This window comes from Acinetobacter sp. A3, from assembly GCF_012371415.1.
In the GTDB taxonomy this organism is placed as follows: Bacteria; Pseudomonadota; Gammaproteobacteria; order Pseudomonadales; family Moraxellaceae; genus Acinetobacter.
The window spans coordinates 47,705-62,407 of record NZ_JAAZQW010000006.1 but is presented as its reverse complement, the minus strand read 5'-3'; the positions used below and the strand labels follow the sequence as shown (position 1 = coordinate 62,407).

The window sequence follows — 14,703 nt, the reverse complement described above, 5'->3', positions numbered from 1 at the left end:
GGATTCGTGAGCCTCTTCCAGAATATCGTTATTATCTTAATACTCATTGTCGGAGCTGGTTTTTTATCCCTGACCGAAATTGCACTGGCAGGTGCGCGTAAAGTTAAATTAAAAATTTTAGCCGAATCTGGCGATGAACGTGCCCAAAAAGTATTAGACCTACAAGAAAACTCGGCTGACTTTTTTGCGGCCTCTCAAATTGGCTTAAATGCTGTTGCAATTTTAGGTGGTATTTTAGGTGAAGGTGCATTTCGTCCTTATTTCTACAACCTAGTCATGCGCTTTTATCAAGGGCCTTGGGCAGAAACCATCAGTTTTGCACTTTCTTTTACCTTGGTCACGTCACTGTTTATTTTATTTGCCGACCTGATGCCTAAACGCTTGGCCATGATTGCCCCTGAAAAAATTGCAGTGGCGGTTATTAACCCCATTCAGATTTTTATTCGGGTCTGTAAACCTTTGGCATGGATGATCAATGCCATTGCCAATGTGCTGTTCCGTTTATTTAAAGTCAACACCACCCGTGAAGATAACATTACTTTTGATGATATTTCTGCGGTGATGGATGCAGGTGCGCAGGCTGGTGTTTTGCAGAAGCAAGAGCATCACTTTATTGAAAACGTGTTTGAACTAGAAGAGCGTAACGTGCCTTCAAGTATGACCACACGTGAAAATGTGGTGTTTTTTACCTTAAAGGAATCGGAAGCCAGTATTCGACAAAAACTTGCAGAGTACCCCTATTCCAAATTTTTGGTGTGCAGTGAAAATATTGATGACGTGATTGGTTATGTGGATGCCAAAGACATTTTAGTCAGAATTCTAAACAATCAATCTTTACTACAACTGAATGAAAGCACCATCCGTAATGTTTTGACCATTCCAGATACCCTCACGCTTTCTGAATTACTCGATCGTTTCCGCTCTACCAAAGAAAAATTTGCGGTGGTGATTAACGAGTATGCCTTGGTTGTCGGTGTGATTACCCTGTCGGATATTATGATTACCGTAATGGGCGATTGGGTGACACCCATTGAAGAAGACCAGCAAATTATTAAACGTGACAATAACTCATGGTTGATTGATGGCAGCACCCCAATTGAAGACATTAAACATGCGCTGCAAATTGATGAAATGCCCGATGATGAAAATTATGAAACTATTGCAGGTTTTATGATGTATAAATTGCGAAAAATTCCACGACCTGCAGATTCTGTATTATTTGATGGTTATAAATTTGAAGTGGTCGATGTCGATCATTTTAAAATTGACCAACTCTTGGTAACGCGCATTGTAGAACCTTTGGACAACGCAAATGCTGTAGCAACAGAAGAATAACTATGTGCTAAACACGACAATAAAAAAGCACCACATCGTAAATGATATAGTGCTTTTTTATTGGGAACGATCTAAATATTAGTATTGCTTAATCAATTCATCCAATACCGCATGATAATGAATTGCAATATCTTCAGCTAAGATTTTATAAACATTATCAAATTGCACCATCGGCCAGCCTTCTTTCCAGAATGGGAAAATATTGTGCAAATCATGGGTAACCGTTGCATCTTCACGCACAATTGCCTGTGCGATCTGTGCCAAGACTTGTGCTGTTTCAGCACCATCAATGGCTAAATAATCTATGCCACGTACTTTCAAAATACGTACACGGTCTTTTTTATAACGAATTTTTTTGGCTTGTGCATCGTTCAGTTGTAAAGCCAAACTAACCGCTTCAACAAACTTGCTTTCGAAAGACTGATTCAGTGCCACCAACGCAGCTTTATGCGCTTCCTGACGACCTGCTTTCCCACCATTACGGATAATCTCTTTTGCCTCTGTATCCAATTCATCACTTTTCATGGATTGTAAAATGTCGAGTATTTCGATATCACTTAATGATTCAGGAGATTGGTCAATCATGTACTGTCCTTAGACAAAAGAGCAAAACGCTATTTTCGCACAATTTCAGCGAAAGCTCGACAGATTCCGCTGTAATAATTTTACTGCGATAACAGTAAAGTAAAAGTACATCGAACAGATCAGCAGTAATCTTAACGCCTTACAGTCATTGCTCATCTAAAAAACCTGAGATCAACAAATATAATGACTCAAGCCTTTGAGCAAATTCTCTTGTAAATGTGCCGGTTCAACAATTTTTAGATGTGGAATCCAATACCTCACCAAAGGATATAGCTGCATTTCATGGCGGATTTGGCATGAAATGAGCAGCTCACCACACGGTTTCTCTTGAAGAATTTGTTGTTCTGGAAACAGTCGCCGCTGTTTAAAATACAAAGCAACTTCTGCATCTACCGATAAACGGATTTCCTGTTTGTCATGCCCAAACCAAATGCCCTCTTCATCTTCCAACTGCTGCAAAATTTCAGTCTGATGCTCAAAGTCTTGGGCGATATGCGTATGATCAACCTGTTCAATACGGCTTAAACGGTAGACCCTTAAAGTGTCTTGATCAACTGCAGCCAAATACCAATTGCCGTGATGATGGATTAAACGATATGGCAACACTTCTCTTAAGCTACCTTTATAGGCAAATGCAACCGATTTCTTTTGCTGGATAGCTTGCGTCAAAACCTTAAAATGTTCTGCGTATTGAGTGGTGTCTTCATAATGATAACCTTTGGCTGAAAACACCAAGTTTGCCCGATGATCCATTAACTCCCTTAAAAACGAGATGTCCAAAGAAGGATATAAATCACTGATGCCCGACAACTGAGCAAAGTTCTGAATATCCTGTAATTTAAAACGGCCTAAATAAGATGAATCTAAATAATAACGCTTGCTGCGCTGGTCTTGCAGCAGAGGCAAATATGCATTCAAACGGTCAAAATCACGCTCGATGGTTCGGGTACTGACCTGAAACTCTTCTGCCAACTCCTTGACACTTAATTGATGTCCTACATTTAATTTGGTTAAAATATTGGCAAGTCGATCTGCCAAACGCTCATGTGTTGAACTCACACATTTCATAACACCCTCTTTGTGCTTTTTTCTATAGCACTGTTTTTTATCACTATAACCGTATTAAAAATAATAAAGACTTTAATTTAAAATGAAAATTCAACTAAATATATAGATTAAAACGACCTCGTATTTTTAGCACCAATGAATAAAGACTGCCAATTTCTGTGAAAATTTAATATGAATTATCACGCTTATCAGCATCTAAACGTGCGTTATAACGCTCTAAATGTAGCATTGCACTATACACGCGATGTAAATCTCCTAAATTGATTTTCTTGCGAATAATGCTTTTGTGCAACCGTTTCAAAGCAGCAAAACTATGCTGAGTACTGTAAAAAGAAGGTAGAATTTTCATGATGTTGGCCCTCTGTTGTGCAATGTTAGGATGGTATGTTTTTAATCTTTATTTGTTTGGTTGGAATTAATATACATCGCATTTTCGACAGGTTGTGTCGGATGGTTCACCATTATTTTACTTTTTGGTAAATCTTAGAAAAATAGTATTAAATTTAGAAGAATCATAATGTAATTTTTATTGAAAAATCGTATCTAAATTTGTACGCATAAAAAAACTGACCCATGGTCAGTTTTTTTGAATGATGTACGAAAAGCCTTAAAGTACTTCTACAACAACCTTACCCACATGGTCACCTGTGTCCATTTCTGCATGGGCTTGCTGAATTTGATCAAACTTAAATGTTTTGTAGATCATTGGTAAGCATTCACCTTTTTCCAATAAAGGCCATACCGTCTCTTGTAAGCCTTTGGTGATTTCTGCTTTTTCTGCCGTGTTGCGCGCACGCATGGTTGAGCCTGTAATGGTCAAACGTTTCATCATAATTTGACCCAGCTTAACCTCTTTGGCTTTTGCACCACCTAAAAATGCGATATAGACCAAGCGGCCATCACGACGTAATAAGTTTAAATTACGCTCTAAATACGGCGCACCGACAATATCTAAAATAATATCAACCCCAGCATTGTCTGTAGCAGCCTGAATTTCTTGCTCAAAGTCCTGAGTTTTATAGTTAATTGCTGTAGTGAGGTGTGAAATTGCCTGTACTTTTTCATCTGAACCCACTGTCGCAAAGGTTTTCAAACCGAGAGCATTACACAGCATTAATGCTGTTGTACCAATGCCACTGGTGCCACCATGAATAAGTGCTGTTTCGCCAGCTTTGGCTTTGCCCATTTGGAATACATTTGCCCACACAGTAAAAAATGTTTCAGGAATCGCTGCAGCCTGCACAAAACTCACGCCTGCAGGAATAGTCAAAGTTTGGCTTTCTGGTACTACACAATATTCTGCATAGCCGCCACCATTGGTTAAGCCACAAACACGATCACCCACTTTAAACTGGCTGACCTCTGCCCCTACAGCAACTACTTCACCTGCAACTTCCAAACCTGGAACAGGAGTTACTCCTTTCGGCATTGGGTACAACCCCTGACGCTGTAAAATATCTGGTCGATTCAAACCAAAAGCATGAACTTTCACTAAAACTTCATTGGCTTGCGCTGCTGGAATTGCCACGGTTTCATAGGCCAGTTTTTCTGGCCCACCTGGTTCTGTAATAATAATTTGCTGCATTGTGCTTGCGGTCATGACAAATCCCTGCTTGATTAATTGTTAAATGAATTCTGACTATTTGAACATAAAACAGTAATGCATTAAAACCCAGATCAACTTAGGTATAATTCAAATCACATGGTGTTTTCACTCATGAATAAAGGGTATGCAATGTCAGAAATTGTAGAATATAACGAAAATAATTACCGTGAATTTGAATACGAAATTGGCTTAGCGGTGATTCGTTTTTATGCACCTTGGTGTACGCCCTGCGTGCAGAATGCACCGTTTTTTATACAGCTTGCTCAGCAGTTCGATGCCTCAGTAAAATTTGGCAAAGTGAATGTAGATTTATCTTCCATTCTGACCTTACGCTATCAAGTCCTTGGTTTGCCTACTACGCTTATATTTCAAGATGGTCAAATTGTAGAGCGATTGTCTGGCAATATTTCCAATGCACAATTACAACAAAAAATTCAGGCTTATCTATCTGCCTAAAAAAGTGACCAGCGACAACATCCGTTAAGGTCACGCTTAAATTAAGATTGAACCACCACTTGATCACGCCCTGCATGTTTGGCCTGATACAAATGCACATCTGCAGTTTTCATTAAATCATCCACATGACTGTAGCTATACTCACGCGTCATCCATGCAACGCCTATACTTAAAGTCACGTATTGTTTGTGATCTTCTCTTGCGACATGCTCAAACTGTGCATCTCTTACCGCCTGCAACACGTTTTGCATCAACTGCCCAATCACATGCTGCGGAATATCATGCAGCAAAATGGCAAATTCCTCGCCACCATAACGGGCGACATAAGCGCTTTTAGGTAAGGTCGCATGTAACACCTTGACCAAATTTTGCAAAATTTGATCACCTTTTAAGTGCCCATAATGGTCATTGTATTTTTTAAAATAATCGACATCCAACATGGCAAACACCAAAATATGCCGTTTGCCCTGTAGCGTTTCTACATACAAACGCTGGATTTCTTCATTTAATGCACGGCGGTTATAAGCGCCTGTAAGTGCATCAATTTTAACCTGCATCTCTAGCTTTTCATTTAAGTTGCTTAATTGCTGGGTACGTTCCTGCACTTTAGAATCCAAAGAACTGTTGAGATTAATCAACTTCTGGTTAAGTCGCTCAATATGTAAATTGTGATAGGCATAGTTACGTGCCTGCTGAAACATAATCAACAACGCATACACACTGGTGGAAATAAAAGATAAGTGTATGGAATCGACAAGATTCAATACCAATAAAAAGTCATGAATAAACGTGGCACACAGTATAATGACCGCCCAAAAGTTGATTGCAGAATAGCTCTCTCCCAAACGAATAGTTTGATAAAACCCATACGCAAAATTGGCCAAGACGACGATAAAGAAAAAGGCGCTATAAAACGCAAGTTGCTGAAAAATGCTAGGCTCAGCCCATACCGTCACACCAATATTAAAACTGAGCAGCAACATTGCCGCACTATAAATCCAGCGGTTTAAATAATGCGTGCTGAGTAAAAACATATAACTCAGAAAGAATAAAATCGCAAAAAAGCTAAATAAGTATTCGAGTCTTAGCCCCCATGACCAGCTTAAATTCAGGAAAGTGGTATAAGCATAAGGGGCAGAAAATAAGTTATGGAGTGCCAGAAAAACGATAAACAGACCAAGAATAAAGATATGTTTGTTCTTTCCTCCCTGTGCTTGGCTAAAGGCTGAGAACATTAAAGTAAACACACCGATACCAAGTACTGCGCCACAAATCATGGCAATACTCATCATCAAACGCTGAAATTGCTGGTTGATGACACGACTAACACCAATTTTCATTGGGTTTTTTAAGCCACCTTGTAAGCCCTGAAAACTGGAGGCTTGGATGGTTAACGTAAAATATTCACTTTCAGGCACAAAATAAGCAATTCGTGGTGCATTTTCTGTTTGGTGGGTGGCAGCATCTGCCCCCACCGTGCCAACCCGCACCAAACCATCACCATTTAAAAATACTCGATACGCGCCATATTGGTTAGGAATCCAAATTGCAATCCGTTTACCTAAAAATTCTTTAGGAATTTGAAAATGCCCAATGAAAGTGCCATAGGTATTGCTATTGCCCGTCAAATCTTCAAATGATGCTGGCAATTCCACCGTCTGTGCAGACAAGACTGCGCTAGGTTCTTGAAGGAGTTGTTGTGGATAGAACAGCCATTTACCTTCTAAAAAGCTGGGATGGTCTTCTGTGAACTGAATATGATTGAGTAGTTTTTGATGTAAATAGTAAGATTCAGGTGCGGATTCATACTGCGCCCAAACATGATGTGTTGTAAGCGTACTACATAGCAACAGCAAACATATAAACGCACAAGTGCGCCACATCTGAATTAAGGCCAAAAAATATAGATCCTAAATATACCTGTTTTTTAATCTAATCGGTCTTGAGCTAAATTTGAAGTAAAAAATAAGTCATTCATACAATACTTTACATGCATCAGATGAATGACTTATGACCAACGATGTTCAACCAAGATCAAATAAAATTATTGATCGCGTGTTTTCACATCGTAAAGTTCAATTTCAAAAATTAAATTCGAGTTAGCTGGAATAATATTGCCCATTTTGCGCTCACCATAAGCCAAATGTGCAGGTACGATTAACTTACGTTTACCGCCAACTTTCATGCCCATAATGCCTTGATCCCAGCCTTTGATGACACGACCTGTGCCAATCACCGTTTCAAAAAAATTTCCACGGTCAAGTGATGAGTCAAACTTGGTTCCGTCTTCCAACCAACCCGTATAATGTGTGGTAATTAAAGCACCTTTAACCGCTTCTTTACCTTCACCCACCACTAAATCAATAATTTCTAATTCTGCACTCATGCGGATCTCCAAATATAAATGGTCATGTAATTAACATAGACCACAAAGGATTAAATTTTAAAATCAAATGTCTGACTGATTTCCAACCAAATTACAGCAGACTATTGCAAAAGATTATTGCAACTGTGTCCACTCAATCTGAGCCTGCGCCTGATCACCTATCAACGTCCATTCACCATCCATTACATTCAGCTGTAATTGCATGGTGCGTTCGCACAGCGCTTGAATGGCTTCAGTGCTCGCTGCAGACAATTGCCAAACTTCTACATTATTTAAACTTTTGATTTTACTGTTGCGTTTGTACCACTCATCTACCGATGAGCCATAAGCAATAATAGCCACCTGCTTACAACGTGCACTGGCTTTTTTGACTTTGTCTTCGTCTGGGCAGCCTACTTCAATCCATTTTATCAATTGACCTGTTAAGTCTTTTTCCCACAAGGCAGGCTCATCGGTTTCAAACAAATCTTTGGTAAATTCCAAAACTTCGTCTGCATAACGGGCAAAAGCCAAAATGCGCACCATCAGGCGTTCAATGGTTTCAGAAGGATGCAATGCCATTGTTAGTTGATAGTCACCATATTGATGCACATCCATATTGGCAATGTTCAAATCTGCTTTATAAATTGTCGCTTTTAGCGCCATTGTGCTGTTCCCAAAACCAAGTCAAATTTGCCGCTAAGCATAATAGATTTTAGTTTTTTTTGCTGCATTGATTGCAGTTCAATCTGCACCTTAATCATTCATTTAATGTGTCATTTGCAAGCTGACAGGCCAATAATTCTGCTTCAAATGCCTGCCAGTCACGTGCTGTTTGATAAATAATTTCGATGCGGTTATCAATTCCCTCTTCGGTAGATTGATAGTTGAATTGCTCAGGATTGAAGTTAAAACTTTGCCAACCTTGATTGGTGTTAAAAATTCCTTTAATGCGTAACCAGTCTTGTTGCTCACACAGCAAATCTAACAGTGGATAAAAGTCGAATTGCCAACGTTTTGGAAATTTCCAGCCCGCCACCGAATAGCCCTGAGCACTTTCTACATAATGATATGGCAACTGTTTAATTTCTGCTTCAGATGTATTTGCAGCTGGGATCAGCGTTTTTTGTAATTTTAATAAGGGCTGAATTTTGCGTTGTGTGCCTACATACAGTTGATCAATTTCTGCCAAAGTAATATTGCCTTGTGCTGCTTTCAGCCACCTTTGAGCATAGGCTTGATACTCGTGTTGCAATTGCACCAGCGCCTGTTCGTCTACAGCCTGCATTTGATCTGCATGTGACACCACTATAATTTGCGCAGCTTTCAGTTGATCTGCATATAGGTTTTGCTGTGACCATGCATGATCGTGCAAACGTGATCCATCGACCACAGTCACCAAAGCACGCATAGATAAATGTGTATGCCAATGCGGTTCAGTTAGTTGCTCCAACAATTGTGCAGGATGGCCCAAGCCTGTTGGCTCTATAAATAAACGGTCAGGTTGGGTTTCAGACAATAAACGCGATAAAGCAATTTGCATAGGTAGTTGACTGCTACAACATAAACAACCACCCAGTAATTCTTTCACTTGATAGCCTTGCTGTTGCGGCAACAATTGCTGATCTACTCCAATTTGACCAAATTCATTCATCAGCACAGCCCAGACCTCATGTTCTGGCTTTTGACTGAGCAATTGTTTTAATAAGGTGGTTTTGCCTGCACCCAAAAATCCAGAAATAATATGGGTCGGAACTGCTTTTTGTGGTGCAATTAATTTCAAAACAAACTCACTGTATTAAAGTACAAACAACAGCAAGCATGCTAAGCAAGTTTAGTTTTAAGTTCAATCTGAATCTGAATACGTGAAAATTTGGGCTATAAAATAAGTTTATTGAAAGATTCTCTTACATTTAGCCAGCCTGAATTACGCAATAAATTGCACGAAATTTCCAGCTTTCCACTGATCGATGTAATGTTTTATTGCTGCACCAGCAATTTCCTTTGGGAAAAGACGCTTACTTTGACGAAATTTAGCTGCAATTTTAAAACAAAATTTACCAAATTCTTACCTGCTCATCATCATTGTGATGTTCAAGTAACCGCATCTGTTTTGCTTTGTTGCAAGCATTGATCCTACATTCTGCACTGCTTAGCATGAGTCCCTGTTCAGCATGTTCAAGTCAGGTGATGACTAATTTGAATATTTGAGAAGCAAGATTCGCTTCTGCTGAATATTTAGGTTTATAAATTTTAAATAAGGATGCCAAACTATGAAATTAACTCATATTCTATTCGCTTCTGCCTTCGCATTTGCTACAGCCAACAGCTTTGCTGCCAAGGCTGAGACCAGCAATACCGAACGAGAAAAAGTGATTGTTTCAACTCAGGAAGCTGTGGCTGAACATGCTTCAGAACAAACTGCTGCACAACCAGCTTCTGAAACTGCAACTGAGCAACCTGCTGCTGCAACGCCACAACCTTAAGTCCTTCACACAGTGACACAACGCTAAGTTGTAAATACCACAACCGTTGCGTTTGACTCCACTCTCTGGGCGAACACAGCGGTTGTCTTGTAACTCAAAGCCTAAATCCACCATAGAAAATAATGATGATTAACTCGGAAACAATCTCTTTAGATCGCAGCCAATCCTAATAGCGTAATCAACAGCACTATCCCTTTCTCCACACTACTCAACTGCATTATAAAATTACGCTTTTTTCTTCACCAATGTAGGTACCACCATCAATTTATAGAGCACTAAAGTCAACAAGGTGATCAGCGCACACAACATATAAGTCAGCGAGTAGCCATACCATGCAATGAGAACACCCATCAACACTGAACCAATTGCCATGCCTAAATCAAACAAAGTGAAAAAAGTAGAAATTGCATGCCCCATCCGCTGTTTAGACACAGACTGAATCGCTACGGTTTGTAAACATGGGAACACAGAACCATAACCAATACCAATGAACACAGCAGAGAGCCATAAGACCCATTGATTAGATAAAAAGCTGACGATGGCCAAGCCAATCGCAAAAAATAACAGTGAGGGATAAATCACAGAACTTGGCCCACGCCGATCATATAAGCGTCCAACCCACGGACGTACCGCAATCATCGACACTGCAAACACCACAAAAAACACACTGGTATAAGCCAGTAAGTTTTTGGATTCGCTATACGCCGTGATAAAACTCATGATGCTTGAATAAGCCAGTGCCGTGAGTAATGCCACTAAACTGACAGGAATAACTTTTGTTTCAATCAGGTCATGCCAACTTAAGCCTAAACTTTTGGATGTACTTCGATTCGCTTGCTCTATCGATGCAAGTGGTTGTTCTGTTGCTGTGCTATCTTTCACATCTAACAGCCAACAAAAGACAAAGCCTATGCACATAATGATGCATAAAATGCCGAATAACACCTGAAAGCTACTGAATTGCACTACAGTTAAAGCTAACAATGGCCCGAATACCACACCCAAATTGGTGGACATGACAAAGTAGCCCATGCCCTCACCTTTACGCTGTTCTGGAATAAAATCATTGGCCACAGGTACTGCAACCGTAGTCAAAATACTGAACCAAATACCATGTAAAAAGCGCACCAACAGCAAACTCCACATGCTGTCTATCCACAAATAGCTAAAAGCAAACAGTACAAAAAATAATTCTGAACCACGAAAAGAGAATTTCTTGCCCAGTCTTTCTACAATCAAACCTGAAAATGGTCGAATAGCGATGGAAGAAATTAAAAATAATGTCAGTGCCAAACCTGCTTCTTTTACCGTACCATCCAAATCTTTCATAATGTATATGGGTAAAATCGTCAGCAAAGCAAAATAATAAATAAATAAAAACAGGTTATTGCATACGCACAAAATAAAGGAACGATTCCATAATCGTTGTGAACCGTCTGCAATAGAAGATGAAGAAGACATAAAATTTTACTTTACGATTGTGCTGTAGGCATCAATGCAGGTTGAATCACCAACTGCACTAAATCGTGGATATACTGTGCATCAGGCATACGGTTGAAAAAAATAATTTGATAATGAATAGGCCCATATAACGTGTCGAGCATCATCTCAAAAGGATAATCCTCACGAATTTCACCACGCTGAATTGCGACTTGTATTAGCTTTCGTGTTTGCTCACGACGCGGCAATAAATAATCTTTAAAAAACTGCCCCGCAGTTTCACGCTGCTCTGCCATAACCACCAATAAAGCCCGCCCCACGCCATGATTTAAAGCCAGACTCAGTCTTGAAAGTTGCTGCATCAAATTGAATTGTAAGGACTGTTCAAAATCCAACTCAAACACTGACTCAGTTTGTTGTTTAAACGCCTCAAATACCAAATCAGACTTATGCTTCCACCAACGGTAAATTGTGGACTTCCCTACCCCTGCACGTGCAGCAATATCTTCAATGGTCAATTGACGATAGTCCTGCTCTGCAAGCGCAGCCACCACTGCATTTAAAATGCACTGTTTACGCTTGGAACTTTTTTCTGGTGTATGCTCTGTCATGTGCTATCCCAAATTTGTGGATGTGATTTGCTCCACAAAACGATACGATACGTTTCGTTTTAATATAATAAAGTAAGATTACAGTAGATACTAGTGCTAAGACGTTTCAATTGATGATCCATCTGGCTTTACAAGCGAAGTACCTGAGCAATCATTAATTTTTACGGAATAAAATGCAGGCATAAAAAAAACCTGCTTATTTTAAAAGCAGGTTCCGATCAGCGAGTCAACATCAACTTAGCTGTGTTCAGTTTTCTTGTAAATGCTGCAAGATGGATGATGATTTTCCTGCAAACGCGCCACTTTACGCTGTTCTGCAGCTTCAAAACGACAACGTTTCCAGTCATTATCTAACTTCAGTGCTGGAATTTGTTTTGGTTTACCGTGTTCATCTACAGCCACCATCGTGAAATAACAGCTGTTGGTATGGCGTACAGTACGTTTTTGAATGTTTTGTGCTTCTACACGAATCCCAATTTCCATTGAAGTACGGCCAACATGGTTGACACTGGCAAGGAACGTCACCAATTCACCTACATGAATTGGCTCTTTAAAATTCACTTTATCTACCGAAAGGGTCACGACATAACTACCCGAGTAGCGACTCGCACACGCATACGCCACTTGGTCTAATAGTTTTAAAATTGTTCCACCATGTACATTCCCCGAGAAATTTGCCATATCGGGTGTCATTAACACGGTCATGGTTAATTCTGACTGGTCATCTAACACTGGGGCAATTTGATCTAATGGTGACATCGCGTTCTCTAGACTCTTTTCAAGACAGTAAGATAAGAACCATTATTATATCGTGTTTAGAAAAGTTTGAATGTTCATTTCGGCAACAACTGCATCATTATTATTTATATTGTTTATGACAACATTTATTTAAAATTATAAGACTAAAGGCCAATGCTCCCAAGCTGTTATTTTTTAATCCATTTCTGTTTTTTTAAAACACTTGTTCAAATTTGATATTCGGTTAATCTCATTGATTCAAGTGTTCAAAAAACCATCATATTTTTTATTTTTTATAGATAATTCAAGTGATTTACCACCCAATTTTAACGCTAGATGACAAAAAAAAGGCTTAAAAATTGACTTACAGATACACTAATTAGCAGCCAGACGCAGCATTTCCTGCGACACATTGCTATAAGTTAAAGTCTGATCTTGGCTTAATACAGCTTCAATAACATAAGTCCCATCTGGATTAATCATGGTAATGGTAAAAACAACTTCTGCCATGGTCGCCAGTTTTACCTGCTGTCCCACTTGAAAATGCAACATAATGCTGCCCCCTTCAATTTTGTGCTGTGTTCTAAAGTATTTATCTTAAAGTGAATGAATTTTCTTTATTTTTTCTGACAAGCATCATCAAAACAAAAAAGTAATTTGCTACATAGCATAAATTGAAATATATCAAATGAGAATTTATTTTTAATCTGTTTTAAATCTAAATATCCAAGTCATCTTGATGAGATACTTTTTAAGTATTCTATTTTTTAATTATAGATATAAATGAATTACAATAATTAAAAGTGAATTTTTCCATGAATAATCATTTTTATTCGCTCGCACTCATACATAAGTTCAATTAGACTCACCCTTTAAATCATCTTATTTGAGTCATATAAAGTTTATAGGCAGTTTTATTCACTGCCCATAGAAAGCCTGTGTGTTACTGGCGTTGTACCCGACAATCCGATGCCCATGACTAAAATGATGACGGCGATAAACCTGATCAATTTTATATAATTGTTGTGTAGTCGCATCTGCGCCTGCCTGCATGGTCGTTTCACGGCCTTTCACATCAAAAATATGCGCCTTTTCACGTAAATCAGGTTCAATCACGACATCCGCCTGCTTCAACTCTTCATTGGCCAAGTGCTTTTGCATGATATTAATGTTCTGGTTAAACAGCCCCCAAACATTACTGGTTTCGGTATGGATTGGCTGAGCTAAAATATTCACGGCAATCACAATATCTGCACCTAATTCACGCGCGACTTTTACGGGTACAGGGCTAACCAAACCGCCATCTACATATTCATGCTCAGCAATTTTTGTAGGGACAAACATACTTGGAATAGACACCGAAGCGCGTACTGCCTGCCCCGTATTTCCATAATTAAAGACGACTTTTTTACCTTCTTTCAATTCGGTCGCCACTACATACATAGGTATTTTAAATTGTTCTAAACGCAGTTGATCGACTTGTGTATTGACATAATTTTCAACTTTTTTACCATCAAAAAAGCCTTTTAAATCGAAAGTAACATCGCGCACATCATTGGCTTTCATGTTTAAGGCAATGTCACGTAATTGTTGCGCATTTTTTCCACTGGCATAAATTGAGCCAACAATGCTGCCCGCACTACTGCCCACAATCAAATCAGGCTGAATACCGTATTGCTCTAATACTTCAATTACTCCAATGTGTGCATAGCCACGTGCACCACCGCTGCCTAATACCAAAGCCACCACAGGTCGCTTGTTTTTTTGCTTAAGTTGCTGAAAGTCAATTTGATTCAGGCGTGACTCAGCTTCAGCCACAGCAGGCTGCGTAGCCACAAGATTTTGTGTCAAATTTTGCGGCTGTTGTGGGACAGTTTGACAACCCAACATCCATAATGCGGTTAGCGATACACACCAAATTTTCATATAGACCTTCTTGAATCCATAGCTTTCAGTCGATACTTGTTTGCAATTTAAAAATAGCAGGCTCATGCTTCCATTACATTTGAAACA

16 protein-coding genes are annotated in these 14,703 nt (G+C 39.2%); 3 read left to right on the top strand and 13 right to left on the bottom strand.

Annotation, left to right across the window (positions count from 1 at the left end):
- Window positions 1–6: 6 nt before the first annotated feature.
- Window positions 7–1,335, top strand: a complete 1,329-nt coding sequence (locus HHA42_RS03740; RefSeq protein WP_168417832.1) for a hemolysin family protein — start codon at window positions 7–9, stop codon at window positions 1,333–1,335.
- 78 nt (window positions 1,336–1,413) lie between these two features.
- Here HHA42_RS03740 and HHA42_RS03735 read toward each other — a convergent pair whose 3' ends face one another.
- The 4 genes from HHA42_RS03735 to HHA42_RS03720 all read right to left on the bottom strand — a co-directional run bounded on the left by HHA42_RS03735 (window position 1,414) and on the right by HHA42_RS03720 (window position 4,588).
- A complete protein-coding gene (locus HHA42_RS03735) occupies window positions 1,414–1,920 on the bottom strand; it encodes a hypothetical protein (protein ID WP_168417833.1) in 507 nt (168 codons plus the stop codon).
- Window positions 1,921–2,091: 171 nt separating this feature from the next.
- The gene (locus HHA42_RS03730) at window positions 2,092–2,988 is read right to left on the bottom strand and encodes a WYL domain-containing protein (protein WP_168417834.1); all 897 of its coding nucleotides are present in this window, start codon (window positions 2,986–2,988) and stop codon (window positions 2,092–2,094) included.
- A gap of 166 nt (window positions 2,989–3,154) precedes the next feature.
- Window positions 3,155–3,337, bottom strand: coding sequence for a hypothetical protein (locus HHA42_RS03725; protein ID WP_168417835.1), 183 nt, complete (start codon window positions 3,335–3,337; stop codon window positions 3,155–3,157).
- 258 nt (window positions 3,338–3,595) lie between these two features.
- Window positions 3,596–4,588 (bottom strand): NAD(P)H-quinone oxidoreductase, encoded by a 993-nt coding sequence (locus HHA42_RS03720; RefSeq protein ID WP_168417836.1) that lies wholly within the window; start codon window positions 4,586–4,588, stop codon window positions 3,596–3,598.
- A 135-nt stretch (window positions 4,589–4,723) separates the two neighbouring features.
- Between HHA42_RS03720 and HHA42_RS03715 the strand changes: the two genes are divergently transcribed.
- Window positions 4,724–5,050, top strand: coding sequence for a thioredoxin family protein (locus HHA42_RS03715; protein WP_168417878.1), 327 nt, complete (start codon window positions 4,724–4,726; stop codon window positions 5,048–5,050).
- A 41-nt stretch (window positions 5,051–5,091) separates the two neighbouring features.
- Here the strand turns inward: HHA42_RS03715 and HHA42_RS03710 are convergent, their stop codons facing one another.
- The 4 genes from HHA42_RS03710 to HHA42_RS03695 all read right to left on the bottom strand — a co-directional run bounded on the left by HHA42_RS03710 (window position 5,092) and on the right by HHA42_RS03695 (window position 9,198).
- Window positions 5,092–6,933, bottom strand: coding sequence for a GGDEF domain-containing protein (locus HHA42_RS03710; RefSeq protein WP_168417879.1), 1,842 nt, complete (start codon window positions 6,931–6,933; stop codon window positions 5,092–5,094).
- Between the two features lie 161 nt (window positions 6,934–7,094).
- Window positions 7,095–7,436, bottom strand: coding sequence for an FKBP-type peptidyl-prolyl cis-trans isomerase (locus HHA42_RS03705; RefSeq protein WP_168417837.1), 342 nt, complete (start codon window positions 7,434–7,436; stop codon window positions 7,095–7,097).
- 114 nt (window positions 7,437–7,550) lie between these two features.
- On the bottom strand, window positions 7,551–8,081 hold the full coding sequence (locus HHA42_RS03700; protein WP_168417838.1) for a YaeQ family protein: 531 nt from the start codon (window positions 8,079–8,081) through the stop codon (window positions 7,551–7,553).
- Window positions 8,082–8,175: 94 nt separating this feature from the next.
- Entirely contained in the window at window positions 8,176–9,198 is a 1,023-nt protein-coding gene (locus HHA42_RS03695; RefSeq protein ID WP_168417839.1) for a cobalamin biosynthesis protein CobW, read from the bottom strand.
- A gap of 490 nt (window positions 9,199–9,688) precedes the next feature.
- Here HHA42_RS03695 and HHA42_RS03690 point away from each other — a divergent pair, with 490 nt between their 5' ends.
- Window positions 9,689–9,901 carry a hypothetical protein gene (locus HHA42_RS03690; protein ID WP_168417840.1) on the top strand — a complete coding sequence of 71 codons (213 nt, stop codon included), beginning with the start codon at window positions 9,689–9,691 and terminating at the stop codon, window positions 9,899–9,901.
- Window positions 9,902–10,126: 225 nt separating this feature from the next.
- Here HHA42_RS03690 and HHA42_RS03685 read toward each other — a convergent pair whose 3' ends face one another.
- From HHA42_RS03685 to HHA42_RS03665, 5 genes are all read right to left on the bottom strand, one after another.
- Entirely contained in the window at window positions 10,127–11,344 is a 1,218-nt protein-coding gene (locus tag HHA42_RS03685) for an MFS transporter (RefSeq protein ID WP_171525567.1), read from the bottom strand.
- A 29-nt stretch (window positions 11,345–11,373) separates the two neighbouring features.
- Window positions 11,374–11,952, bottom strand: coding sequence for a TetR/AcrR family transcriptional regulator (locus HHA42_RS03680; RefSeq protein ID WP_168417842.1), 579 nt, complete (start codon window positions 11,950–11,952; stop codon window positions 11,374–11,376).
- Window positions 11,953–12,189: 237 nt separating this feature from the next.
- Window positions 12,190–12,711, bottom strand: a complete 522-nt coding sequence (locus HHA42_RS03675; RefSeq protein ID WP_168417843.1) for an acyl-CoA thioesterase — start codon at window positions 12,709–12,711, stop codon at window positions 12,190–12,192.
- Between the two features lie 354 nt (window positions 12,712–13,065).
- The gene (locus tag HHA42_RS03670) at window positions 13,066–13,242 is read right to left on the bottom strand and encodes a hypothetical protein (protein WP_168417844.1); all 177 of its coding nucleotides are present in this window, start codon (window positions 13,240–13,242) and stop codon (window positions 13,066–13,068) included.
- A gap of 366 nt (window positions 13,243–13,608) precedes the next feature.
- On the bottom strand, window positions 13,609–14,616 hold the full coding sequence (locus HHA42_RS03665) for a patatin-like phospholipase family protein (protein ID WP_168417845.1): 1,008 nt from the start codon (window positions 14,614–14,616) through the stop codon (window positions 13,609–13,611).
- Window positions 14,617–14,703 lie beyond the last annotated feature (87 nt).